We start from the raw sequence: 25690 nt of genomic DNA on the forward strand, positions 1-25690 counted from the left end.
GCCATGTACATCGGACTCGATCTCGGCACGTCGGGCGTGAAGGCGGTGCTGCTCGACCGCGACGGTGCGGTGCGCGCGAGTGCGAGCCGCCCGCTCGTGGTGAGCCGGCCGCAACCGCGCTGGTCCGAGCAGGCCCCGCGCGACTGGTGGGATGCCGCGGGCGGCGTGCTGGCCGCACTCGTCTCGGATGCACGCACGGCGGGTATCGAGCCGCGCGACATCGACGCACTCGGCCTGACCGGCCAGATGCACGGCGCGACGCTGCTCGATGCGCACGGTGAGGTGTTGCGCCCCGCGATCCTGTGGAACGACGGTCGCGCGGACGCCGAGTGCGCGGAACTCGAACAACTCGCGCCCACGCTGCGCGCGGTGGCCGGCAACATCGCGATGCCGGGCTTCACCGCGCCGAAGCTGCTGTGGGTGCGCCGTCACGAACCTGACGTGTTCGCACGCATCGCCCACGTGCTGCTGCCGAAGGACTACCTGCGCTACCGGCTGACCGGCGCATTCGCGACCGACCCGTCGGATGCCGCCGGCACGCTGTGGCTCGACGTCGCGAAGCGCGACTACGACGACACGCTGCTGGCTGCCTGCGGGCTGTCGCGCGCGCAGATGCCGGCCGTGTTCGAAGGCAATCGCGTCACCGGCACGCTGCTGCCGGCCGTCGCACGGGCGCTCGGCCTGCGCGAGATCCCGGTGGTGGCCGGCGGCGGCGACAACGCGGCCGGCGCGGTAGGCGTCGGCATCGTGCGGCCCGGCGATGCGCTGCTGTCGCTGGGCACGTCGGGCGTCTATTTCGCGGTGTCCGACGGGTTCCGCGCGAATCCCGAATCGGCGGTGCACAGCTTCTGTCACGCGCTGCCGCAGACGTGGCATCTGATGTCCGTGATGCTGAACGCGGCAGGCTGCGTCGACTTCACCGCGCAACTGGCCGGCTACGACGGCGTCGCGGCGCTGCTCGACGACGCCGAGACGCATGCGCGCGCGAGCCGCCCGTGGTTCCTGCCTTACCTGAGCGGCGAGCGTACGCCGCACAACGACGTGAATGCGAAGGGCGTGTTTTATGGGCTCACGCCCGACACGCAGCGTGCGGATCTCGCGAACGCGACGCTCGAAGGCGTCGGTTTCGCGCTGCTCGACGGCATCGATGCGTTGCATGCGGCCGGGCTCGCACCCGACAGCATCACGGTGATCGGCGGCGGCTCGCGCAGCGCGTACTGGACGCAGATGCTTGCCGACCTGAGCGGCCGTGCGCTGACCTTGCGCGCGGGCGGCGAAGTGGGGCCGGCGCTGGGCGCCGCGCGCCTCGCGCATCTCGCGCTCGAACCGGATGCGCGGCTCGACGACGTGTGCCCGCAGCCGCCGGTCGTCGCGGTGCGCGAGCCGGACATGGCGCGCCACGCGTGGTATCGCGACGTGCGGCGGCCGACGTTTCGCGCGCTTTACCGTGCGCTCGAACCGGTGTTTGCGACGGGCGCTTGACGGGCGGATCGCTGATGCGATGCGCGTCGCACGATGCCGTGCTTTGCAGTGACTCGATGCGGGCGGCGCATTCCGGCGACCTCCCGCGGTTCGTGAGGTGGTTCCATAACAAGGAGTCTGGAGACATGAAAACCGTGACGCGTCGTACCGTATTGAGTTCGCTTGCCGGCGCCGCTGCGCTGGCGCTGTTCGCGCTGGGCGCACCGCTCGCGCATGCGAGCAAGGACAAACCTGAAATCGGCTTCTGCATCGACGACCTGCGCGTCGAGCGCTGGTCGCGCGATCGCGACTATTTCGTCGCGGCCGCGACGAAGCTCGGCGCGAAGGTGTCGGTGCAGTCGGCCGACGCGAGCGAGGAGCGGCAGATTTCGCAGATCGAGAACCTGATCTCGCGCGGCGTCGACGTGATCGTGATCGTGCCGTTCAACTCGAAGACGCTCGGCAACGTCGTCGCCGAAGCGAAGAAGGCCGGCATCAAGGTCGTGTCGTACGACCGGCTGATCCTCGACGCGGACGTCGATGCGTACATCTCGTTCGACAACGAGAAGGTCGGCGAGCTGCAGGCGCAAGGCGTCTACGACGCGAAGCCGAAGGGCAACTACTTCCTGCTCGGTGGCGCACCGACCGACAACAACGCGAAGATGCTGCGCGAAGGACAACTGAAGGTGCTGAAGCCCGCGATCGATCGCGGCGACATCAAGGTGGTCGGCCAGCAGTGGGTGCCCGAATGGAGCGCGTCGACCGCGCTGCGGATCACCGAGGATGCGCTGACCGCGAACAACAACAAGATCGATGCGATCGTCGCGTCGAACGACGGCACGGCCGGCGGCGCGATCCAGGCGCTCGCGGCGCAGCATCTGGCCGGCAAGGTGCCGGTATCCGGGCAGGACGCGGATCTCGCGGCGGTCAAGCGCGTGATCGCCGGCACGCAGACGATGACCGTCTACAAGCCGCTCAAGCTGATCGCGAGCGAAGCGGCCAAGCTGGCCGTGGATCTCGCGAAGGGCACGAAGCCCGCGTTCAACGCGCAATACGACAACGGCAGGAAGAAGGTCGACACCGTGCTGCTGCAGCCGACGCTGCTGACCAAGCGCAACGTCGACGTCGTCGTGAAGGACGGCTTCTATACCCAGGCGCAGCTGGCGAGCCAGTAACGGCGCGACGCGCGGGCGGCTTACCGGCGCGCCCGCGCGCATCCTGCGAGGCAATGAACGAATGACGGAACCCTTGCTGACGATGCGCGGCATCGTCAAGACCTTCGACGGCGTGAAAGCGCTCGACGGCATCGACCTCACCGTGCGGCCCGGCGAATGCGTCGGGCTGTGCGGCGAGAACGGCGCGGGCAAGTCGACGCTGATGAAAGTGCTGTCGGGTGTCTATCCGCATGGCACGTGGGACGGCGACATCCGCTGGGAAGGCGCGCCGCTCGCCGCATCCGGCGTGCGCGACACGGAGCGGGCGGGCATCGTGATCATCCACCAGGAGCTGATGCTCGTGCCCGAACTGTCGGTGGCCGAGAACATCTTCCTCGGCAACGAGATCACGCTGCCGGGCGGGCGCATGCACTTCGCCGCGATGGTCCGGCGCGCCGAGGAACTGCTGCGCGAATTGCGGATCGACTCGATCAACGTCGCGCAGCCGGTGATGAACTACGGCGGCGGCCACCAGCAGCTGATCGAGATCGCGAAGGCATTGAACAAGGACGCGAAGCTGCTGATTCTCGACGAACCGTCGTCGTCGCTGAGCGCCGCCGAAACGCGCATCCTGCTCGACATCGTGCGCGACCTGAAGCGGCGCGGCGTCGCGTGCGTGTACATCTCGCACAAGCTCGACGAGGTCGCGGCCGTTTGCGATACGGTCACCGTGATCCGCGACGGCCGTCATGTCGCGACCGAGCCGATGCACGCGCTCACCACCGACCGCATCATCGCGATGATGGTCGGCCGCGAGATCCGCGACCTGTATCCGCGCGAGCCGCACGCGATCGGCGAGGTCGTGCTGGAAGCGCGCAACGTGACCTGTCGCGACGTGACGAACGCGCGCCGCAAGCGGGTCGACGACGTGTCGTTCAGCGTGCGGCGCGGCGAGATCCTCGGCGTCGCCGGGCTCGTGGGCGCGGGCCGCACCGAGCTGATGCAGGCGATCTTCGGCGCGTATCCGGGCGCGTGCACGGCGACCGTGCTGATGAACGGCCGGGTGTTGTCGATCCGCTCGCCGGCCGACGCGATCCGTGCCGGGATCGCGATGGTGCCCGAGGACCGCAAGCGCCACGGCATCGTGCCGCAGCTCGGCGTGGGCCACAACATCACGCTGGCGGTGTTGCGGCGCTTCGCGGCGCGCGGGCGGATCGACGCGGCCGCCGAACTCGATGCGATCCGCACCGAGATGCAGCGGCTGTCGGTGCGCGCCGCGCATCCGTTCCTGCCGATCGCGAGCCTGTCGGGCGGCAACCAGCAGAAAGCGGTGCTCGCCAAGATGCTGCTGGCCGAGCCGCAGGTGCTGATCCTCGACGAGCCGACGCGCGGCGTCGACGTGGGCGCGAAGGTGGAGATCTACCGGCTGATCTTCGCGCTGGCGAAGCGCGGCGTCGCGCTGATCGTCGTGTCGTCGGAGCTGCCCGAGGTGCTCGGGCTGGCCGATCGCGTGCTGGTGATCGGCGAAGGCGAGCTGCGCGGCGATTTCGTCAACGACGGCCTCACGCAGGAACAGATACTCGGCGCCGCGCTGAAGCCCGCGCGGCTGTCCACCGAACCCACTGCAATGAGCGCGACATGAATTCCGAACTTTCTTCCTCGACCCCGGCGACGCCGGATGCCGACGCGCAGCGTTCCGCCGGCCGCCCGGCGCGGCTGCCGCTTCGCCAGATCTTCGCGCGCTACAAGCTGCTCGCGCTGCTGCTGGCGGTCGTCGTGATCTGGACGTTCTTCTCGGTGCTGACGGACGGCGCGTTCGTCACACCGCGCAACGTCTCGAACCTGCTGCGGCAGATGTCGATCACCGGCATGCTCGCGTGCGGGATGGTGTTCGTCATCATCGCGGGCGAGATCGACCTGTCGGTCGGCTCGCTGCTCGGGCTGCTCGGCGGCGTCGCCGCGATCCTCGACGTCAACCGTCACTGGCCGGTCGCGGCGACGATCCCGGCCGTGCTCGCGCTCGGCGTGCTGATCGGGCTGTTCAACGGCTGGTGGTCGACCTATCGGCGCGTGCCGTCGTTCATCGTCGGGCTGGGCGGGATGCTCGCGTTTCGCGGGATCCTGCTCGGCGTGACCGGCGGCTCGACGATCGCGCCGGTGTCGGACGGCTTCGTGTTCATCGGGCAGGGCTATCTGCCGCGCCTCGCGGGGGACGGCCTCGCGATCCTGCTGTTCGCGCTCGTGTTGCTGCTGGTGGTGCGGCAGCGCGCGACGCGGCGGCGCTACCGGCTCGCGGTCGCGCCGCGGTGGCAGGACGTCGCGAAGATCGTCGGCGCGGGCGCCGTGCTGTTCGCGTTCGTCGCGACGCTCGACCGTTACGGCGGTATCCCGGTGCCCGTGCTGCTGCTGCTCGTGCTGCTCGGCGTGTTCTCGTGGATCGCGACGCAGACCGTGTTCGGCCGGCGCATCTACGCCGTCGGTTCCAACCTGGAGGCGACGCGGCTGTCGGGCGTCGATACCGACCGCGTGAAGCTCGCGATCTTCGCGCTGATGGGGCTGATGTGTGCGTTTGCCGGGCTGGTGAACACGGCGCGGCTGGCGGCCGGGTCGCCGTCCGCGGGCACGATGGGCGAACTCGATGCGATCGCCGCGTGCTTCATCGGCGGCACGTCGATGCGCGGCGGGTCGGGCACCGTCTACGGCGCGCTGATCGGCGCGCTCGTGATGGCGAGCCTCGACAACGGCATGTCGATGCTGGACGTCGACGCGTACTGGCAGATGATCGTCAAGGGCGCCGTGCTGGTGCTGGCGGTGTGGATCGACGTGGTGTCGCGGTCCAACCGACGGTAAGGCGCCGGTCGGTCGCGAGTCGACAAAGAGGAAGACCGTGGAACGAAACACGATGCGCGTGCCCGATGTGGCCGTGCTGGCGGCCGGGCCGTTCGCGATGCCGGACGACGGTTCCGTGCTGCGCCTGGCTGACCCGCGCGACCGGCAGGTGATCGCGGATGCATTGCGCGCGCTGCTGCGCGAGCGTGCCGAAGCGCTCGCGTTCGCGATGCGCATGGCCGACCAGTGCGGCCGGCCGCGGCCCGATGCGGCCGATTTCGCGCTGACCGACATCATTCGGCTCGCTCGCATCGTCGAGCGGATCGAGCGGGACGGGGTGGCGAAGCGCGCTGCCATGCCCGCGGACGCGCGCTGACTGGCGACGCGGCCGCTGCGCCGGCCGCAGGCGCGAAAAGCGCCGCACATGCCGTGTGCTCAACGCGGCGAATCGAGGCGCACGCTGCAATGGGTTGATACGCCCGACGTCGGATTCCCGGCGTCGGGCGTTTTTGTTGGCGGGTGACGGCGCGTCGGTGCCTCGCCGATACCAAGGGTTAACCCATATTCGACATTATTTCTGGCGTCGTATAGTGCAGCCGTAGATACAAATATCCACTATTACACAAGCCTTTCATTCGAGATCGAACGGACGTTCGCGAGCCTGCCACGCGCCATCGGTGTGCGGGCACTTCGCGACGATGCCGACGTTCCGCGAAGGAGGTCATTGCATGAACATGGACGCACGTACACCGCCGCTGCATTCGCAATTTCCCGCCACGGCCGAGGAAGAGGCCTACGCACACGTGCTTTACCGTATCCGGATGGGGACCTACAAGGCCGGCGATCGCCTGATTCCCGAGGACATCGCCGCCGAGATCAATACGAGCCGCATGCCGGTGAGGGAAGCGTTCCGTCGGCTCGCCAGCGAAGGGCTGGTCGCGATCCGTCCGAATCGCGGCGCGATCGTGCGGGGGCTCGACGTCGACGAGATGGAGGTGGTGTTCGGCATGCGCGGCGTACTCGAAGGGCTGGCGGCGCGCATGGCGCTGCCGAACATCACGCCACGGCATCTCGACGAACTGACGCGCCTGATCGACGTGATGGAGCGCGCCGAACCGGACGGCCAGCAGTGGGTGACCGCGCATCGCAGCTTTCACGAGTATCTGTGTCAGCTGTGCGGGCGCCAGCGCCTGATCACGCAGATTGCCGGGCTGCACACGGTGGTGGAACCGCACATGCGTCTGTGGCTCGAGCGGGCCTACAAGCCGAAGACGTCGCGCGACGACCACATGGGGCTCGTCGACGCGATCCGGGGCGGCGATCCTGCCGCGCTCGAGGCCGCGGTGCGCGAGCACATCGAAGCGACCGTCCCGGCCGTGCGCGACTGGATGACGGGCGGGCACTGACGGAAACAGCACGAGGCGATGGCTGTCGCCTCGCGCCTATCGATCAGTGATCCGAACGAATTGTCGGACAAAACACCTGCAACACGATTACGCAGTCATTTCCCACGAAACACGTTACGGAGTGTCGATATGAAGCGACCCATGATGAGATTCCTGCTGCTCGTCGCCGTCCTGCTGGCGGCCGCGCAGGCCCACGCGAAAGAGTGGAAGGACATCCGGATCGGCTATGAGGGCGCGTACCCGCCGTTTTCGTCGATGCAGCCCGACGGCACGCCGGTGGGCTTCGACATCGACGTCATCCATGCGCTGTGCGCGCAGATGCACGCGAACTGCACGCTGGTGCAGATCGGCTGGGACGGCTTGCTGCCCGCGCTGATGGCCGACAAGGTCGACGCGATCGTCGCGTCGGTCGCGATCACCGCCGAGCGCAAGCAGAAGGTCGCATTCACCGACAAGTACTACAACACGCCGCGCCGGCTGGTCGTCGCGAAAAACAGCCCGATCAAGGACGCGACGCCGGCGGAACTCAAGGGCAAGCGCGTCGGCGTCCAGCGCGGCACGCTGGCCGACAAGTACGCGAGCGCGTACTGGGTGCAGAACGGCGTGCAGCTGGTGCGCTACCCGACCCAGGACGAGGTCTATCTCGATCTGCGCTCGGGCCGCATCGATGCCGCGTTGCAGGACGCGACCGCCGCCTATTCCGCGTTCCTGACGAAACCGGAAGGCGCCAACTTCAAGTTCGTCGGCACGCCGATCGTCGGGACGACGCCCGAGCAGAAGACGCTGCTGGGCGAGGGTTACGGCATTCCGGTGCGCAAGACCGACGACGATCTCCGGCAGCAACTGAACCAGGCGATCACGGCCATTCGCGCGAACGGCGTGTATCAGTCCATCGAGAAGAAGTACTTCGATTTCGACATCTACTGATCGTCCGCCGATCGGCATCGCGCCGGCGTGCGGGTATGCGCCGGTGCGGCCGGAACGAACCGCCAGCGCGCGGGAAAGGAGCGTCATGTCCGAGTTGCAGCAATACCTGCCGGCCCTGTTGCGCGGCGCCCAGATGACGATCGTGCTCGCCGTGCTGTCCGCCGCGCTCGCCGTGTGCATCGGCATGGCGGGCGCGATGGCCAAGCTGTCGGGCTCGCGCGTGCTGGTGTCGGCCGCCACCGCGTACACCACGCTGATTCGCGGCGTGCCGGAGTTCGTGATGATGCTGCTGGTGTTCTACGGCGGCCAGATCGTGCTGAACCGGCTGTCGGCCGTGTTCGGCCTGCATGCGCCCGACGTCGACGCGTTCGCCACCGCGGTGCTGACGATCGGTTTCATATTCGGCGCGTACTACACGGAGACGTTCCGTGGCGCGATCCTCGGTGTGCCGCGCGGCCAGATGGAGGCGGCGCGCGCATACGGATTCTCGGGCTGGCTCGCGTTTCGCCGCATCCTGTTGCCGCAGATGGCGCGGCTCGCGTTGCCCGCCGCCTTGAACAACTGGCTGGTGCTGCTCAAGACCACGGCGATCGCGTCGTTGATCGGCCTGCACGACGTGATGTTCATCTCGGACCAGGCCGGCCGCACGACCCAGGCGCCGATGACGTTCTATCTTGCCGCCTGCGCGGTGTATCTGCTGGTGACGTCGGGATCGACGGCGTGCATGGCGCGCGCCCGCGTCCGGCTGAACCGCGGCATGCGCGAGGGGAGGCTGCACGGATGAGCCATGAACAATGGATCTCGCTGCTGGGCGCGTACGCCGGCGGGCTGTGGGTCACGGTGCAGCTGACCGTGGGTTCGCTCGCCCTCGGGTTGCTGCTCGCGATTCCGCTGGCAGTGTTGCGCGTGTCGCCGAACCGTTTCGTGCACGGGCCGGTGGCGGCCTATACGTGGTTCATGCGCGGCACGCCTCTGCTCGCGCAACTGATGATCGTCTATTACGGCTTCGGCCAGTTCCAGTGGGTGCAGGACGCGTGGCAGCGCGGCAATCCGCTGCTGTTGCTGCTGCGCGACCCGTTCGGCTGCGCGATGATCGCGCTGACGGCGAACACCTGTGCGTACACCGTCGAGATCCTGGCCGGTGCGATCCGCGCGACCGCGTACGGCGAAATCGAAGCGGCGCAGGCATACGGGATGTCGCGTGCGACCGCCTGGCGCCGCATCGTGTTGCCGTCGGCGCTGCGCCGCTTCCTGCCTGCCTACAGCAACGAAGTCATCCTGATGCTGCACGGTACGTCGCTCGTCAGCGCGATCACGCTGATCGACCTGACGGGCGCGGCGCGAGACTTCTACGCGAACTACTACGCACCGTTCGAGGCGTTCATTTCCGTCGGCACCGTCTATTTCGCGTTGACCGGGCTCGTCGCGCTGCTGATCCGCGCAACCGAGCGCCGCCTGCTCGTTCACTTGCGGCCGCTGCCGCTTTCCACGCTCGCCCCATCGCGGAGCCACGCCACATGAATGCACTGTCCGTCGAAAATCTTCACAAGCGCTACGGCGACAACGAGGTGCTGAAAGGCGTCTCGCTGGCCGCCCACCCGGGCGACGTGATCAGCGTGATCGGGTCGTCGGGATCGGGCAAGAGCACGCTGCTTCGATGCATCAATTTTCTGGAATCGCCTTCGTCGGGCCGCGTCTCGCTCGGCGGCGGCGAGGTGAGGACGTCGGTCGACCGCCGCGGCCGGATCAGGATCTCGGATCCCGTCCAGTTGCGCCGGATGCGCACGCGGCTCGCGATGGTGTTCCAGCATTTCAATCTGTGGGCGCACATGACGGTGCTGCAGAACGTCGTCGAGGCGCCGCTGCACGTACTGAAGCTCGGCCGCGCGGAGGCGCGCGAGCGGGCGGAGCGCTATCTCGAGCAGGTGGGCATGACGCGTTTCGCCGATGCGTATCCGGCGCACCTGTCCGGCGGCCAGCAGCAGCGTGTCGCGATCGCCCGCGCGCTCGCGATGGAGCCCGACGCGCTGTTGTTCGACGAACCGACGTCGGCGCTCGATCCGGAACTGGTCGGCGACGTGCTCAAGGTGATGCGCGATCTCGCGCGCGAAGGCCGCACGATGATCGTCGTCACGCACGAGATGGGCTTCGCGCGCGAAGTGTCGAACCACGTGATGTTCCTGCACGAGGGCATCGTGGAGGAGGAAGGCCATCCGCGCGACCTGTTGAAGACGCCGAAAAGCGGACGGTTGCAGAAGTTCCTGTCCGGCGGGCTCAAGTAGCGGTGACCGGCGGCCGGTTCGGGCCGGTGCCGTACACGCAAGACACGACCATGGAAGAGACGAAACCAGGAAGGTACTCATGCACACTCTGAAGCAGAACGACATCGATCACGTCCTTCATCCGTACACGAACCTGAGCCGCCATCGCGATGTCGGGCCGATGGTGATCGAGCGCGGCGAGGGCGTCTACGTGTACGACACGGAAGGCAACCGTTATATCGAAGCGCTGAGCGGCCTGTTCTGCGCGTCGCTGGGGTTCAGCGAATCGCGGCTCGCCGACGCGGCGGACCGGCAAATGCGCAAGCTGCCGTTTTATCACGCGTTCGGTCATAAGTCGTCCGAACCGTCGATCCTGCTGGCCGAGAAACTGATCGCGATGGCGCCCGTGCCGATGTCGAAAGTGTTCTTCGCGAACTCGGGTTCCGAAGCCAACGACACGGCGATGAAGCTGATCTGGTATTACAACAACGCGCTCGGGCGGCCGCTGAAGAAAAAGATCATCGCACGCACGAGGGCGTACCACGGCGTGACGATCGCGTCCGCGAGCCTGACCGGCCTGCCGAACAACCATCGCGACTTCGACCTGCCGATCGATCGCATCCTGCATACGGACTGCCCGCACTACTATCGTCATGCGCTGCCGGGCGAATCGGAGGAGCAGTTCGCGACGCGCTGCGCCGAGTCGCTCGAGCAACTGATCCTGCGTGAAGGGCCCGACACGATCGCCGCGTTCTTTGCCGAGCCGATCATGGCGTCGGGTGGCGTGATCGTCCCGCCGGCCACCTATATGGAGAAGATCCAGCGCGTGCTGAAGCGGTACGACATCCTGCTCGTGGCCGACGAGGTCATCTGCGGGTTCGGACGGACCGGCAACATGTTCGGCTCGGAAACCTTCGGCATGCAGCCCGACATGATCGTCGTCGCCAAGCAGTTGTCGGCCGGCTACCTGCCGATCTCGGCGCTGATGGTCAACGATGCGATCTATCGCGCTCTCGTAGCCGAAAGCGAAAAGATCGGCACCTTCGGCCACGGCTTCACGTACAGCGGCCATCCGGTTTGCGCGGCCGTCGCGCTCGAGACGCTGCGCATCTACGACGAAGACGGCGTGCTCGACCACGTGCGCAGCGTGATCCCGCACTTCCAGCAGCGCGTGGCCGATCTCGCCGAACATCCGCTCGTGGGCGAGGCGCGCGGGGCCGGGTTGCTCGCGGCGGTCGAACTGGTCGCCGACAAGGCGACGAAAACGCCGTTCCCGCCGTCCGAAGGCGTGGCCGCCCATGCCGGCGAGCGGGCGCTGGCGTACGGCGTGATCACGCGCGCGCTCGGTGACGCGTTCAATTTCTGCCCGCCGTTGATCATCACGCACGACGAAATCGACCAGTTGTTCGATGCGTCGAAACGGGCGCTCGACGACACGCTCGCGTGGCGCCGGTCGCTGGCCGCACGCTGAATCGGGAGCGCACCATGAGGAATTTCGAACAACCGGGCCGCTCGCTCGTGATGTCGACCGGCGCGATGGCCGCGACGTCGCATCCCGCGTCGACGCTGGCTGCCGTCCGGATCCTGGAAGCGGGCGGCAACGCGATGGACGCCGCGATTGCCGCGTGCGCGGTGCAATGCGTCGTCGAGCCCGGCTCGACCGGCATCGGCGGCGACTGCTTCGCGCTCTATTCGCGCGGCGGCGGCGACGACATCGTCGGCTTCAACGGGTCGGGCTGGGCGCCGGCCGCCGCCAGCGTCGAGCGGCTGAGCGCGCTCGGCGTCACGTCGATCGAGCGCCACTCGCCGCACGCGGTCACGGTGCCCGGCGCGGTCGACGCATGGGCAACGCTCGCGCGCGACCACGGCTCGCTGCCGCTTTCCGCATTGCTTGCGCCGGCGATCCGGTTCGCGCGCGACGGCTATGCGGTCGCGCCGCGCGCGGCGGCGGACTGGGCGCATCAGGCGCAACTGCTGTCGCTGGACGCCACGAGCCGCGCGCAGATGCTGGTTGCCGGCCACGCACCACGGGCAGGCAGCGTGCATCGGCAGCCGCTGCTTGCGCGCACCCTCGAGGCGATCGCGCAAGCGGGCCCGCGCGTGTTCTACGAAGGCGGGGTCGCGGAGGACATCGTGGCGCGCCTGCGCAGCATGGGCGGCCTCCATACGATGGACGACTTCGCGGCGTTCCGTGGCGAATACGTGACGCCGATCACCGCGCGCTTTCGCGGCTACGACGTGCACGAGTGTCCGCCGAACGGGCAGGGCGTCATCGCGCTGCTGATGCTGAAGCTGCTCGAAGGCTTCGATGCGAACGACGATCCGCTCGGCGCCGAGCGCCTGCACCGCGAGATCGATGCCGCGCGCGTCGCGTATGCGCTGCGCGACGTGTTGTTGGCGGATCCGCGCCGGCGGCCGATGGACGTCGATACGCTGTTGTCGGAGGCCTCCGTCGAATCGCTGCGTACGCGCATCGCGGCGCTGCACGCGATCGGCGCGCCGGTCGCGGCGCCGGTGGAGCACAAGGACACGGTCTACATCTGCGTGGTCGACAAGGATCGCAACTGCGCGAGCTTCATCAACTCGCTGTTTCATCCGTTCGGCAGCGGCATCATGTCCGCGCAAACGGGCGTGATGCTGCACAACCGCGGCCAGAGCTTCACGCTCGAAGCAGGCCACCCGAACGCGATCGCACCGCACGCGAGGCCGATGCACACGATCATTCCCGGCATGGTGACCCGCGACGGCAAGGTGCAGATCACGTTCGGCGTGATGGGCGGCCACTATCAGGCGATGGGGCATGCGCACTTCCTGTCGAAGGTGCTCGACTACGGCCTGGACCTGCAAACGGCGATCGACCTGCCGCGCATCTTTCCGCGGCCGGGCACCGATCAGGTCGAAGTCGAATGCACGATGCCCGCGGCGGCGCGCGAAGCGCTCGCGCGTCGCGGCTTCAACCTCGTCGCGCCGAGCTGGGCGATCGGCGGCGCGCAGGCGATCCGGATCGACTGGGAGGCCGGCACGCTGATCGGCGCGTCCGACCATCGCAAGGACGGCTGCGCGCTGGGCATCTGACACCGGCGTGCGCGTTATCGGCACACGAAAAAGGGGTGACGCATCATGCAGAAGCAATCTGTCCTACGTGGAGACGGCGCGATCCGCCGCGAATCGCCCTATGGTTCGTCGAAGGAGAACACCTATGCCGGCGTGGTGTCGTTCATGCGGCGCCTGTATACGAAGGAACTGGCCGGCGTCGATCTCGCGGTGACCGGTGTGCCGCTCGATATCGCGACGACCAACCGTCCGGGCGCGCGGCTCGGCCCGCGCGCGATCCGTGCGGCGAGCAGTCAGCTCGGCGTGCTGCTGCCGTATCCGTGGGGGATCAATCCGTTCGACGACTATGCAGTGATCGACTACGGCGACTGCTGGCTCGACGTGCACAATCCGTCGACCGTCAGGGAGACGATCGTCACGCATGCGCGCACGATTCTCGATGCCGGTGCCCGGATGCTGACGCTCGGCGGCGATCACTACATCAGTTATCCGCTGCTCGTGGCCCATGCGGAAAAGTACGGCCGGCCGCTGTCGCTGATCCATTTCGATGCGCACTGCGATACCTGGCCCGACGATCGGCCGGACAGCCTCAATCACGGGTCGATGTTCTACATGGCGATCAAGGACGGGCTGATCGATCCCGCCCACTCGGTGCAGGTCGGCATCCGGACGTGGAACGACGATTTCATGGGCGTGTCGGTGCTCGATGCGGCCTGGGTGCATGAGCACGGCGTGAACGCGACCATCGCGCGCATCGTCGAGATCGTCGGCGCGCGGCCGACTTATTTCACCTTCGACGTCGACGGGCTCGATCCGGCGTTCGCGCCCGGCACCGGCACGCCCGTGCCGGGCGGCCTGTCGAGCGCGCAGGCGCTGTCGATCATCCGCGGGATCACGTCGGTCGACCTGGTCGGCGCGGACGTGGTCGAGGTCGCACCCGCCTACGATCATGCGGACATGACCGCGCTCGTCGCCGCGCACGTGGCGAGCGAGCTGATCTGCCTGTTCAGGCACCGCGCTCGCGCGGCACGGCATAGGTAGAACCGCGGGACGCGCGGGCGCTTCGTATCGTCTTCATCAATTCGTTATCCAAATTAAATGACGAATGACGTCTGAAGCACGTCAATCGGATGGATCAATCACGCAACGACAGGAGAGCACGGCAATGAAATGGATCGCATCGACCACCCTCGCATGCGCGGCCGGCATGTGCGGCACCGCATTCGCGCAAAGCTCGGTCACGCTTTACGGCGTCATCGACGAATCGATTCAGTACACGCACAACACCGGCGGCGCAAGCAACCAGGTCAAGCTGCAGTCGGGGCAGATGTCGGTCAGCCAGTGGGGGCTGAAAGGCACGGAGGATCTCGGCGGCGGCCTGAGCGCGCTGTTCAACCTGCAGAACGGCTTCAACGTGAACAGCGGCAAGATGAGCGGCGGCCTGCTGTTCGGACGCAAGGCATTCGTCGGGCTGGGGGGCGGATTCGGCACGGTGACGGCCGGCCGTCAGCAGGATACGTTGCAGGATCTGGTGTTGCCGGTGCAGGGCAATAATTTCCTCGAGTACTTCACGGCGCCCGGCGACATCGACAATGCCGACGGTTCGGTCCGCAACAGCAATGCGGTCAAATGGGTGAGCCCGTCGTGGGGCGGCCTGCAGGTGGCCGCGATGTACGGGTTCGGCGGCGTGGCCGGCTCGGTCGGTTCGGGGCAGGCGTACAACGCGGCGATGTCGTACACGGCCGGGCCATTGACCGTCGCGGCCGGTTACGCGCATCTGGACAACGGTAACGCGGCGCTGTCGACGCGCGGGGCAAGCAGCGCCGATACGATCTTCCTGTCGCCGGTCAACAATGCTTACGCGACGGCGAGTGCGGTGAATATCGCGCGCGCCGGCGTGAGCTACGTGCTCGGCGCATTCACGGTGGGCGGCCACTACAGTTATGCCGAATACCTGCGCGACGGCAATTCGACGTTCGGGACGGCCGAGCGCTACAACAACGGCTCGGTGTTCGTCGCGTGGCAGGCTTCGCCCGTGCTGCTGTTCGAGACAGGGTACAACTACCTGAAATCGCACGGCGATTCGTCGGCCACCTACCAGCAGGTCACGCTCGCGGCCGACTACGCGCTCAGCAAGCGCACCGATCTCTACGCGACGATGAGCTACGGGCACGCATCGGGCAGCAACGGCGCGGGCCCCGCGCAGGCGGTGATTGCGGACGCCTACGTCGATGGCGGCAAGGCGACCCAGGAGCTTGCGATCGTCGGCATTCGTCACCGCTTCTGATCGAATGCGCCGCGCATCATGGCAGCGGCACGCCCCACGCCGCCGTCACGTCGGCCCCGAGCCGGCCTTCGCTGAACGAGTTCGGCCGCGAACACGCGCGGCGGCAGCGCGAACGTGTGGTCATGCAGTGCGCGATCGCCGCGCTTGACCTCGCGCTCGAGCGAACCGTCCGGGCGGATGTCGCGAATGCCTTCGCGCACCCGCGGCAAGCCGGAATCGATCAGGCTTGCATTATCGGTGACGGTGCCGACGAGTGTACCGACGGCGAACAAGGTGCGAATGGAACGGGCGCGCATGGGGGCTCGACGGGAAGCGCCGGGCAGGACGCTGGACCAAGGCCGTCCAGCGCCCGAGGCTTTCGCCCGGCTTTCCGGGGGAGCCGGAGCCGCCCGCCCGGCAGGACACCCGTACGCTGCATGGCGATCGTGGCGGCTTCGCACGACAGGCGATACGCTATGCTGTCGTCCTCAGCCGCCAGCCCGATCCGATGAAGCGTCCGTCGTTTTCCACCCAACTCGTCATGCTCTGGGCACTCGTCGCGGCGCTGTGCGCGACGCTGGTCGCGGTCGTCTGGATCACCGCGAGTTCCGCCGAGAGTCAGCAGGTCGCCAGCGCGAAGGCCGCCGGCGCGTCGGCCTGCGAAGCGGTCGCGTCGCGTTACAGCGCGTCTTCCGCGTCGCCGGGCGCCGGGCCCGCCCCGGAGCTGATGCACGCGATCCTCGACATCGTGCTTTCCCGCGCCCCCGACATGGAAGGCGGGTTCTGGATGCCCGGCGCCGCGCCTGCGGCGAACGGCTTTCTCGCGTATTCCTTTCCCACCTACCAGGGCAGCGGCGTCAAACACGACGTACCGGAAGCGGAAACCCCGCTGATCCTCCGCACGCTGCGCGCCGCGGCCGCGACGCGTGCCGCGACGGCGAACGTCGTCGAAGGCGCGCAGGATGCCGTGATCGCGGCGGCCTGCCCGGTACGCGGCGGATCGGGGCTGTACGTGTGGATGCTGACGCGTGCGCGCCCGCCGCTGGGCCGGCACGGCGAGTTGCTGGCCACGGGCCTCGCGGCCGTCCTCGCCGTGATTCTGGCGATCGCGGCGGCGCTGGCCGTGGCGCTGCGCCGATGGAAGCGCAATCTCGCGCGGATCGAGAGCGGGCTGGGCCCCGACGGTCGCGAGCATCATCTGCCGTACGTCGGCGAGCCCGATCTCGACCGCGTCATCGACGCGTTCAACGAGCGGGCGCGGCGCGCGGACCGGCTGCAACAGCAGGCCGACGAATTGCGCACGCGCCTCGCGCAGGCCGAACGCTTCGGCATGCTGGGCAAGCTGGCCGCGCAGGTCGCGCACGAGATTCGCAATCCGATGGGGGCAATGCGGCTGAAGGCGGAAAACGCGCTGGCCGGCGATGGCCGGCGGCAGCAGGACGCGCTGCGCGTGATCCTCGCGCAGATCGAGCGCATCGATGCGCAATTGTCGAGCCTGCTCGCGCTGACGCAGCCGGTGCGCCCGCAAGCGACCCGGGTCGACGTCGACGCGTGGCTCGCGCAGGTCGTCGACGCGCACCGCGAGCTGGCGCAGCGGCAAGCGATCGACCTGACGCTGTCGCTCGCGGGGCAGGGCGAACGGCTGGCATGGCCGTCGGATCGTCCTGCTTTCGACCCCGACCAGATGCGGCGGGCGCTCGACAACCTGCTGCTCAACGCGCTGCACCACGCGGGCGACGGCGGCGCGGTCACGCTCGCCGCCGAGCGGCGCACCTTCGCCGGGCGCGACTGGCTGTGCCTCACCGTGTCGGACAGCGGCCCCGGCGTGCCGGCCGCGCAGCGCGAGCGGATTTTCGAGCCGTTCGTGACGGGCCGCGCGGAGGGCACGGGCCTTGGTCTGGCCGTCGTGCGCGAAGTGGCGGCGGCGCACGGCGGGCACGCGCGCCTCGACGGGGGCGCCGCATTCGTGATTGAAATTCCATGGCAAACATCCTCATAGTCGACGACGACGCGGCCTTTCGCGACAGCCTCGCCGAAACGCTCGCCGATCTCGGTCATCGGGCCGTCGAGGCCGCCTCCGGCCGCGCCGCGCTCAGCGCGCTGCGCGACGGCGATGGCGTCGAATGCATCTTTCTGGATTTCCGCCTGCCGGATCTGGACGGATTGGCCGTGCTCGCGCAACTGCGCGACGATTCCGCGCTGGCCGCGATTCCGGTCGTCATGCTGACGGCCCATGCGACCAGCGACAACACGATCGAAGCGATGCGGCTCGGCGCGTTCGATCACCTGACGAAGCCGATCGGGCGTCGCGACATCGCGCAACTGCTCGAACGCATCGTGTCGGCGAATCAGCCGCCCGCGCGCGCGCCGGGCGACAGCGATTTCGCGGGCGAACCGTCGGCGGACCGACCGCGACTGCTGGGCGTGAGCGCCGCGATGCGCGACGTGCAGAAGCAGATCGGCCGCGCCGCGATGAGCGACGCGACCGTGCTCCTGACCGGCGAGACGGGCACGGGCAAGGAGGTGGCCGCCCGCGTGCTGCATGCGGCGTCGGCCCGGCATGCGGGGCCGTTCGTCGCCGTGAACTGCGCGGCCATTCCGGCCGACCTGCTCGAAAGCGAGTTGTTCGGGCATCGTCGCGGTGCGTTCACGGGCGCGCATGCCGATCGCGCGGGGCGGCTCGTGGAGGCCGACGGCGGCACGCTCTTTCTCGACGAGATCGGCGACATGCCCGCCGCGATGCAGGCGAAGCTGCTGCGCGCGCTGCAGGAGCGCCAGGTGATGCCGCTCGGCGCGGATCGCGCCACGGCGATCGACATTCGCGTCGTGGCCGCGACGCACCGCGACCTCGCCGCGGCCGTCGCGGACGGCACGTTCCGCGAAGACCTCTTCTATCGGCTGAACGTCATTCCTTTGCACCTGCCGCCGCTCGCGGAGCGTGTGGCCGACATCCTTCCGCTCGCCGCGCATTTCCTCGGCAGCGCGGCGGGCACGCGCGCGCTGCATCTGACGAACGACGCGCAGCGCGCGCTGCTCGATCACCGCTGGCCGGGCAATGTGCGGGAACTGCGCAACGTGATGGAGCGGGCGGCCGCGCTCGCGCCCGGGCCGGCCATTGGCGCGGCCGATCTCGGCCTGGCCGCCGGGCCGGCGCGCGAGCCGCACGCCGATGCGGTGCCGGCGCACCTGCTCGACATGCCGCTGCCCGATGCGCTGGCGACGGTCGAGCGCGCGGCGATCCTGCGCGCGCTCGAGCGCGCGAACGGCAACCGCGCGGAAGCCGCGAGGCAGCTCGGCATCGGCCGCCAGTCGCTCTATGCGCGCATGGCGAATCTCGGGATCGAGCGCGGCGACTAGGGCGTGTTCACGCTAATAACGGGCTTGCGCTGGCCCCCAGAAGGGCTGAGCGCGAGGATTGCGACGAAGCGAATACTCGACGTATTCGCGAGGAGCATGACGCGGCGATCGGCCCTTCTGGGGGCCAGCCCCACGCATGTATTTTTCAAACAGGGGAACGTGCCTTTCCGCCCACATTGCGGCGTCGTGCGTCGCTTGTTTGGCACGGCCAAACGGCGCTCCTTACTCCTTGCACTGCGGGCGGAAAGGCGCGTTCGCAAGCCCGTTATTAGCGTGAACACGCCCTAGGCTAGTCTCGCCGTTTCGACTGTCGGGAATGCCGACATCCGGCGACGCGACGTGTCGGGAAATCCGACAGGTTTCGCGCGCGTCGTCGTTCGGCGCACGGCCACGCGGGGCGTCGCGGGTTGGCACGGGTATTGCGGATATCGATGCATCGCAACCCGTCGCCGGAGCCCGTCATGAAGTCGTACCTGCCTGTCGTTCGATCGCGGCCGCGGCGCCGTGCCGCCGTGCGCCGCTCGTCTCGCATGCTCTGCGCGGCCGCGCTCGTTGCCGTCGCAACGGTCAGCGTGGCGCAAGTGCCGCCCGCACCGCGCGCGGAAGATCCGGCCGGCGCCATGCCGCCGCCTGCTCCTCCTCGGCCTCGCGCGCCGGTGCCTGCCGTGCCCGGAAACGACACCGCACGGCATGCGCTGGTGTCCGGCACGCTGTCGCGCCTGACGATCAATCCGGAAGGCGCCGTCGACGGCTTCGTGCTGACCGACGGCACGCTCGTCCGCCTGCCGCCGCATCTCGGTTCGCAGCTGACGGCGCTCGTGAAGACGGGCGACCGCGTGACGGTCGCCGGCGAACGACGCGTCGACGATGAAATCCGTGCCCGCGTCGTCCGCAACGACGGCACCGGCGCGTCGCTGTCGGATCAGCCGCCCGCGCCCGTCGCGCCGGTGCCGCCCATGCTGCGCGGCGTCAACCTCGCCCGCCTGAGCGTGTCCGGCGTCGTGCGCCGCGTGACGCGCGCGCCGCGCGGCGAGCCGGACGGCGTGATGCTCGACAGCGGGGCGATCGTCAAGCTGACCGTTCCGGCCGCGCAGCAATTCGGCGCGCTGCTCGTCCCCGGCGAGCGTGTGGCCGCGGTCGGCTACGGCACGCGCAACGCGTACGGCGAAGCGCTGCAGGCGACGGCGTTCGGCGCGCCGGGCCATGTCGTGAATCTCTATGACGATGTCGCGCGCTGAGCGCGACGCCATTCCGAAACCCATCGAAAGGAGTCCTGCCATGCATTGGATCGATCCCGCCTGCCTGCCCGAAACGCGCGGCCGCGTCACGCAGTTCCTGCTCAATCCGCACGGAGACATCGACGGCCTGATCCTGAACGGCGACCTGCAGGTTCACGTGCCGCCGCATCTGGGCCGCGAACTGGTTCGCCGTGTCGCGGTCGGCGACCGCATCCGCGTGCGGGGCGTCAAGCCGCGTCGCGCCGAGATGATCGCGGCCGTGCAACTGACCGGCCGCGACGGCGTCGACATCGTCGACGACGGGCCCGCGCATGCTGCGCCGGCGAAGCCGACGCACCCCGCTCGACAACCGCTGGAATCGAGCGGCGAAGTCGCGTTTGCGCTGCACGGCCCGAAAGGCGAGGTGAACGGCGCGTTGCTGACGAGCGGCGTCGCGTTGCGGGTGCCGCCGCATGCGGCTGAAGCGCTGCACGAGTATCTGCGTCCCGGTGTCCATGTGCAGGCGTGGGGGCACGGCGTCGTCACGCCGCACGGCACGACGCTCGACGTGAGCGAGATCGCCGAGCTCGTCGATGCGGATGCCGAATGATCGTGCGACGCTGAGACGGCCATGAGAGCGGCGCGCGCGCTCGAAGCGCTCAACTTCTTCCTCGCCGACGTGCAGGCCGGCATCGGCCCGTTCATCGGCGTCATCCTGCTGTCGCGCGGCTGGGGCGCCGATGCGATCGGCTCGGTCATGACGCTGGCCGGGCTCGCCGCGATGGCCGCGACGCCGTTGGCCGGCGCGCTCGTCGATACGGTGCGCGCGAAGCGGGCGCTGATCGTCGTGGCGACTGCGGTGACGGCGCTGGCGTCGCTGGCGATGAGGTTCGTCCACGGCTATCCGGCGGTGGCGGCGTCGCAGGTCGTGGCGGCGGTCAGCGGCGCGGTGCTGGCGCCGGCCGCCGCGGGCGTGACGCTCGGCATCGTGCGCCGGCAGGGTTTCGACCGGCAGTTCGGGCGCAACCAGATGGCGAACCACGCCGGCAACGTCGCCGGTGCGGCGCTCGCCGGGTGGCTCGGCTGGCATGTCGGATTCGACGCGGTGTTCGCGCTGGTCGGCGTGTTCACGCTCCTCGCCATCGTGAGCGCGCTGGCGATTCCCGGGCACGCGATCGATCATGCGTCCGCACGGGGTCTCGATCCCGCCGGTGCCGCACCGGGAACGGATGCTGCGCATCCGCATGCGTCGGATGCGGCGTCGGCACCGGCACCGCCGTCGCGCGTCGGCGGCCTGCGCACGCTCGCCGACAACCGGCCGCTGGTGCTGCTCGGCGCGTCGCTCGCGCTGTTTCATCTCGGCAACGCGGCGATGCTGCCGCTCTACGGGATGGGCGTCGTCGTCACGCATCGCAGCAACGCGAGCGCGTTCACCGCCCAGACGATCGTCATCGCGCAGTGCGTGATGATCGCGGCGGCGTGGCTCGCGCCCCGGCTGATTCGCGCGCACGGTTACTGGCGGGTGCTGCTGTTCTCGTACCTCGTGCTGCCGGTGCGCGGGCTGGTCGCCGCGGCGTGGCTGAGCGAAGCGGGCGTGTGGCCGGTGCAGGTGCTCGACGGCATCGGCGCCGGCCTGCAAAGCGTGGTCGTGCCCGCGCTCGTCGTTCACCTGCTGCATGGCTCCGGCCGCGTGAATGCCGGGCAGGGCGCCGTCGCGACCGCGCAGGGCATCGGCGCGGCGCTCAGTCCCGTGCTGGGCGGCGTGCTCGCGCAGCACTTCGGCTATCCGGCCGCGTTCGTCGTGCTGGGCGCCGTGTCGACGGGCTCGCTCGCGCTGTGGCTCGGTCATGCGCGCGCGCTGGGCCGCGTGTGCGGCAAGCCCGCCGATCTATCGGCGACATCGTCGTGAAGGCGATGTCGATTTCCATGCCTCGATCCACTTGCCCATGAATCCTGTTTCGCTTGCCTGGCTGATTTCCGCGCTCGCCACCGCGGGCGTGATCACGCGTCCGTTCGGCTGGCCCGAGGCCATCTGGGCCGTGAGCGGCGCGCTGCTGCTGGTCGTGTTGAACCTGTTGCCGGCTGCCCAGGCGCTTGACGCCGTCGCGAAAGGCGGCGACGTGTACCTGTTCCTGACGGGCATGATGCTGCTGTCCGAGGCGGCCCGTCGCGAGGGGCTGTTCGACTGGGTCGCGACGCACGTCGTCAATCTCGCGCAGGGCTCGCCGCGGCGGTTGTTCGCGTTGATCTACGGGGTCGGCGTCGTCACCACGGTGTTCCTGTCGAACGATGCGACCGCCGTCGTGCTGACGCCCGCGGTGCTTGCCGCCGCGCGCCGCGCGAAGGCCGATCCGATGCCGCTGCTGTACAGCTGCGCGCTCGTCGCCAATGCCGCGAGTTTCGTGCTGCCGATTTCGAATCCGGCGAACCTGGTGCTGTACGGTGCACACATGCCGGCGCTCGGCGTCTGGCTCGCGCATTTCGCGGCGCCGTCCGTCGCGTCGATCGTCTGCACGTTCGTGATGCTGCGGATCGTGCAGCGGCGTGCGCTGTCCGGCCGTTGCGAGTCCGGGCTGCCGGTGCAGCCGCTGACCGGCGGCGGCCGCATCGCGCTGGCGGGCATCGCCGCAACGGCCGTCGCGCTGATGGCGGTGTCGGTCGCCGATCGCCCGCTCGGGTTGCCGACCGCGCTGGCGGGCGTCGTCACGGTCGCGTGCGTGGCGATGCGGGATCGCGCGGCGTGCGTGCCGATCGTGCGCGCGGTTTCATGGAGCGTGTTGCCGCTCGTCGCGGGGCTGTTCGTCGTCGTCGAGACGCTCGACCGGACCGGCGCGGTGCGCGCGCTGGCGGGCCTGCTGCACCTGCTGATGCAAAGCGGCGAGCACGTCGCGGCGGCCGTGGCCGGCGTCGCGATCGCGCTGGTGTCGAACGCGGTCAACAACCTGCCCGCCGGGCTGATCGCGAGTTCGACGATCCACGCGGCGCACAGCCCGCAGACGGTGGTCGATGCGATTCTGATCGGCGTGGATCTTGGCCCGAACCTGTCGATCACCGGTTCGCTCGCGACGATTCTGTGGCTGGCGGCGATCCGGCGCGAAGGGCTGCAGGTCGGTTTCCGCGCATTCCTCGCGGTCGGCGCGTGCGTGATGCCGCCTGCGTTGCTGCTCGCGCTGGGCGCGCGGTTCGTGGTCGGCGGCTGACGCGCGATGCGCGTCGCGTCAGCCGCCCCGGCCGCGCTAGAACGAGTACGCGAGCGACGCGAACAGGCTGCGCGGCGCGCCCGGCGTGACCCACAGGCTGTTGTACGAGCTGACGTAGGTGGTGCGGTTGAACAGGTTGTTCAGCACGACCGACGCGCGCAGGTGCTTGTTGACCTGCACGTAGCCGTTGAGCTGGACGGTCGCGTAGGCCGGCAGCTCGAAGCCGTCCTGCGTGTTGGCCGTGTTGCCGGCGCGGCGGCCGACATAGATCACGCCGGCGCCGGCGCCGGCCTTGTCCGCGAACGGCAGGGTCGTCTCGTACATCAGCAGCGCGCTGCCGCTCAGCCGCGGTATGTCGACGAGCCGCGCGCCGGGCGTCAGCACCGTATCGCGCGTGACTTCGGCATCGACGTACGCGAGGTTGACGAGGCCGCGCAAGCCGTGGCCCAGGTCGCCGCTCCATTCGAATTCGACGCCGCGGCTGCGTACTTCGCCTGCCGCGCGCGAGAAGCCGGCATTCGCCGGATCGGCGGTGAGCACGTTGCGCTTGGTCACGTAGAACGCCGAGACGGTCGTGAGCGAGCGCGCGCCCGCCCATTTCGCGCCGGCTTCGTAGCCGTGGCCTTTCTCGGGATCGAACGCGTTGCCGCCGACGTCCGCGCCGTTGTTCGGCCGGAACGAATACGCGGTGTTCGCATAGAACGACCACGCGGGGCTCATTTCATACACGACGCCGAGACGCGGGCTCACCGCGGTCTGCAACTGGCTCGTCGTCACGCCGTTCAGGCGGTTGTCGATCGACTGGTGGAAGCGATCCCAGCGCAACCCGGCCAGGATCTTCCAGTGCGGCCCGAACGCGAGCGTGTCCTGCGCGTAGACGCCCTGGCCGTCATCGCGTTCGAGCAGGTTGGTCGCGGTACGCAGCGCGGGCGCGGGCTGGCCGTAGACCGGATCGAAGATGTCGATCGCATACGGCGCGGTGGCGCTCGGCGTCGAGCGCGCGACGAACTGGTCGTAGTTGAAGCGATATGCGTCGACGCCCATCACGAGCGTGTGGCCGATGCCGCCGGTGCGGAACGCGCCGGTGGTTTCGAGCCGGCCTTGCAGGTCGCTCGAGTGAAACGCGACCTGCCGGTAGCGGCGCCACAGCGTGCGGCCGTCCGGCTGCAACGAGAATGCCTCGGACGAGCGCCCCGACAGGTCGGTGTTGCGTTGCGCGACGCCGGCATTGATCGACCAACTGGAATCGATGCGATGCTCGAGCGTGAACTGATGGCCCGTGTTGCGCACGTCGTAGTCGCCGTCGCGCGGCTCGCCGAGAAAGCGCGACGCGGGAATCACGCCCAGTTGGCCGTTGACCGCCAGCACGCCGCGATCGAGCGGCGCACGCTGGCGCGCGCTCTCGAATTCGTAGTGGAGCGTCGTGTCCGCGCCGATGTCCCACGTGAACGACGGCGAGAACAGGTAGCGCTTGCTCGACACCGTGTCGCGAAAGCTGCCGTTGTTCTCGTTCATCGCGACGAAGCGGTACGCGAGCGTTTTCGTGACGGGGCCGGTCGAATCGAGCGTTTGACGCAACGCGCCGTAGCTGCCGGCCGATACGCCGATGGTGTTCGCGCGGGCGAATTGCGGCTGCTTCGTCGTATAGCTGATGATCCCGCCCGGGTCGCCGCGGCCATACAGCGCGGACGCCGGCCCCTTGAGCACTTCCATGCGCTCGAGGCTGACGGTGTCGCGCGGCACGCTCATCCCGCGATTCCACGAAAAGCCGTTGACCAGGTAGTCGGTGCCGGACGTGCCGCCGTCGCCGGCGAAGCCGCGCACCGCGTAGTTGTCCCACAGGCCGCCGAAGTTGTTCTGGCGCGACACGCCCGCGACCCAGTCGTACAGATCGTCGCCGCGCGTGGCGGCCACCGTCTGGATCAGCTTCGTATCGACGCTGCTGACCGCGAACGGAATCTCCATCACGTCCGCCTCGCTGCGCGTCGCGCTCGTCGATTCGCGCGTGCGGAACGGCGCCGTCGCGCGTTGCGCGGACACCTCGATGGTCGGCAGCGCCGTCTCCTGCGCGTCGGCGGCGCCCATGCCGGCCGTGCCGACGACGATGGCCAGCGGTGCGGCCGCCCAGTTCCTCCTGCTCATACCCGTCCTTTTCCTTGTTGTGTCGTTCGCGTTCGGGCACGGCGGGCGGCATTGCGCCGGCATCTGTGTTCCAAACAGTACATTTGCGCGGCAATTTAATGCAAATGAGAGGCATTTGCAATCGTAATTTTGAGATGGGCGGGTACATGACGACGGGCGGTGCGGCGGCGGTCGCGGAACGCGTGGAATCGCGTTTTTCGCGACGCCAGGGCGCGGCGGTTCTTCGTCCAGCGGAAAGCGGCGACCGGCACTGTCCGGGTCGTCGCGTCGTGCGTGGTTCGATCAGGCAGGCCGACGTCGAGCGACGTCACGCCCGCGCGGGTTGCCGCGCGGGCTCGGATCACGCATCAGCGGATTTCATGGAGATCGGCACCGTTCATTCCGTGGCGCCGTGCGTCGTGGTGCGACGACGAGCG

Annotated in this window: 22 protein-coding genes; 20 read left to right on the forward strand and 2 right to left on the reverse strand. The window is 68.7% G+C overall.

Annotation, left to right across the window (positions count from 1 at the left end; genetic code table 11):
- Window positions 1-3: 3 nt before the first annotated feature.
- The 14 genes from xylB to CFB41_RS35325 all read left to right on the forward strand — a co-directional run bounded on the left by xylB (window position 4) and on the right by CFB41_RS35325 (window position 15379).
- The gene (gene xylB / locus CFB41_RS35260) at window positions 4-1482 is read left to right on the forward strand and encodes a xylulokinase (RefSeq protein WP_089459873.1); all 1479 of its coding nucleotides are present in this window, start codon (window positions 4-6) and stop codon (window positions 1480-1482) included.
- A gap of 125 nt (window positions 1483-1607) precedes the next feature.
- Window positions 1608-2636 carry a D-xylose ABC transporter substrate-binding protein gene (gene xylF, locus CFB41_RS35265; protein WP_089443869.1) on the forward strand — a complete coding sequence of 343 codons (1029 nt, stop codon included), beginning with the start codon at window positions 1608-1610 and terminating at the stop codon, window positions 2634-2636.
- Between the two features lie 61 nt (window positions 2637-2697).
- Window positions 2698-4257, forward strand: coding sequence for a D-xylose ABC transporter ATP-binding protein (gene xylG, locus CFB41_RS35270; protein WP_089459874.1), 1560 nt, complete (start codon window positions 2698-2700; stop codon window positions 4255-4257).
- Window positions 4254-5465 carry a sugar ABC transporter permease gene (locus CFB41_RS35275; RefSeq protein WP_089459875.1) on the forward strand — a complete coding sequence of 404 codons (1212 nt, stop codon included), beginning with the start codon at window positions 4254-4256 and terminating at the stop codon, window positions 5463-5465. The genes xylG and CFB41_RS35275 overlap by 4 nt, the downstream gene beginning before the upstream one ends.
- A gap of 37 nt (window positions 5466-5502) precedes the next feature.
- On the forward strand, window positions 5503-5820 hold the full coding sequence (locus tag CFB41_RS35280) for a hypothetical protein (protein ID WP_089459876.1): 318 nt from the start codon (window positions 5503-5505) through the stop codon (window positions 5818-5820).
- Window positions 5821-6172: 352 nt separating this feature from the next.
- Window positions 6173-6850, forward strand: coding sequence for a GntR family transcriptional regulator (locus tag CFB41_RS35285; RefSeq protein WP_089459877.1), 678 nt, complete (start codon window positions 6173-6175; stop codon window positions 6848-6850).
- 141 nt (window positions 6851-6991) lie between these two features.
- Window positions 6992-7777: an ABC transporter substrate-binding protein gene (locus tag CFB41_RS35290; RefSeq protein WP_046546481.1), complete on the forward strand. Its 786-nt coding sequence runs from the start codon at window positions 6992-6994 to the stop codon at window positions 7775-7777.
- A gap of 85 nt (window positions 7778-7862) precedes the next feature.
- A complete protein-coding gene (locus CFB41_RS35295) occupies window positions 7863-8561 on the forward strand; it encodes an ABC transporter permease (RefSeq protein WP_089459878.1) in 699 nt (232 codons plus the stop codon).
- Window positions 8558-9298 carry an ABC transporter permease gene (locus tag CFB41_RS35300; RefSeq protein ID WP_089459879.1) on the forward strand — a complete coding sequence of 247 codons (741 nt, stop codon included), beginning with the start codon at window positions 8558-8560 and terminating at the stop codon, window positions 9296-9298. The genes CFB41_RS35295 and CFB41_RS35300 overlap by 4 nt, the downstream gene beginning before the upstream one ends.
- Complete coding sequence (locus tag CFB41_RS35305; RefSeq protein WP_089459880.1) at window positions 9295-10059, forward strand: ABC transporter ATP-binding protein; 765 nt, start codon at window positions 9295-9297, stop codon at window positions 10057-10059. The genes CFB41_RS35300 and CFB41_RS35305 overlap by 4 nt, the downstream gene beginning before the upstream one ends.
- Before the next feature lie 79 nt (window positions 10060-10138).
- Window positions 10139-11509 carry an aspartate aminotransferase family protein gene (locus tag CFB41_RS35310; protein WP_039371201.1) on the forward strand — a complete coding sequence of 457 codons (1371 nt, stop codon included), beginning with the start codon at window positions 10139-10141 and terminating at the stop codon, window positions 11507-11509.
- Between the two features lie 14 nt (window positions 11510-11523).
- Complete coding sequence (locus CFB41_RS35315) at window positions 11524-13113, forward strand: gamma-glutamyltransferase family protein (RefSeq protein ID WP_089460127.1); 1590 nt, start codon at window positions 11524-11526, stop codon at window positions 13111-13113.
- 45 nt (window positions 13114-13158) lie between these two features.
- Window positions 13159-14133 carry an agmatinase gene (gene speB, locus CFB41_RS35320; protein WP_089459881.1) on the forward strand — a complete coding sequence of 325 codons (975 nt, stop codon included), beginning with the start codon at window positions 13159-13161 and terminating at the stop codon, window positions 14131-14133.
- A gap of 124 nt (window positions 14134-14257) precedes the next feature.
- On the forward strand, window positions 14258-15379 hold the full coding sequence (locus CFB41_RS35325) for a porin (protein ID WP_089459882.1): 1122 nt from the start codon (window positions 14258-14260) through the stop codon (window positions 15377-15379).
- Here the strand turns inward: CFB41_RS35325 and CFB41_RS38855 are convergent.
- Entirely contained in the window at window positions 15367-15675 is a 309-nt protein-coding gene (locus tag CFB41_RS38855; RefSeq protein ID WP_256941380.1) for an alginate lyase family protein, read from the reverse strand. The two genes, CFB41_RS35325 and CFB41_RS38855, sit on opposite strands and share 13 nt — an antisense overlap.
- Window positions 15676-15866: 191 nt before the next feature.
- Between CFB41_RS38855 and CFB41_RS35335 the strand changes: the two genes are divergently transcribed.
- The 6 genes from CFB41_RS35335 to CFB41_RS35360 all read left to right on the forward strand — a co-directional run bounded on the left by CFB41_RS35335 (window position 15867) and on the right by CFB41_RS35360 (window position 23132).
- Window positions 15867-17357, forward strand: a complete 1491-nt coding sequence (locus CFB41_RS35335; RefSeq protein WP_089459883.1) for a PAS domain-containing sensor histidine kinase — start codon at window positions 15867-15869, stop codon at window positions 17355-17357.
- Complete coding sequence (locus tag CFB41_RS35340) at window positions 17339-18715, forward strand: sigma-54 dependent transcriptional regulator (protein WP_089459884.1); 1377 nt, start codon at window positions 17339-17341, stop codon at window positions 18713-18715. The genes CFB41_RS35335 and CFB41_RS35340 overlap by 19 nt, the downstream gene beginning before the upstream one ends.
- Window positions 18716-19380: 665 nt before the next feature.
- Window positions 19381-19953, forward strand: a complete 573-nt coding sequence (locus CFB41_RS35345) for a hypothetical protein (protein WP_256941381.1) — start codon at window positions 19381-19383, stop codon at window positions 19951-19953.
- 40 nt (window positions 19954-19993) lie between these two features.
- The gene (locus CFB41_RS35350) at window positions 19994-20542 is read left to right on the forward strand and encodes a hypothetical protein (RefSeq protein ID WP_089459885.1); all 549 of its coding nucleotides are present in this window, start codon (window positions 19994-19996) and stop codon (window positions 20540-20542) included.
- A 21-nt stretch (window positions 20543-20563) separates the two neighbouring features.
- A complete protein-coding gene (locus CFB41_RS35355) occupies window positions 20564-21841 on the forward strand; it encodes an MFS transporter (protein ID WP_089459886.1) in 1278 nt (425 codons plus the stop codon).
- 37 nt (window positions 21842-21878) lie between these two features.
- The gene (locus tag CFB41_RS35360; RefSeq protein WP_089459887.1) at window positions 21879-23132 is read left to right on the forward strand and encodes an arsenic transporter; all 1254 of its coding nucleotides are present in this window, start codon (window positions 21879-21881) and stop codon (window positions 23130-23132) included.
- Between the two features lie 36 nt (window positions 23133-23168).
- Here the strand turns inward: CFB41_RS35360 and CFB41_RS35365 are convergent, their stop codons facing one another.
- Window positions 23169-25274, reverse strand: a complete 2106-nt coding sequence (locus tag CFB41_RS35365) for a TonB-dependent siderophore receptor (RefSeq protein ID WP_089459888.1) — start codon at window positions 25272-25274, stop codon at window positions 23169-23171.
- Window positions 25275-25690 lie beyond the last annotated feature (416 nt).

Source organism: Burkholderia sp. AU33803, assembly GCF_002223095.1.
In the GTDB taxonomy this organism is placed as follows: domain Bacteria; phylum Pseudomonadota; class Gammaproteobacteria; order Burkholderiales; family Burkholderiaceae; genus Burkholderia.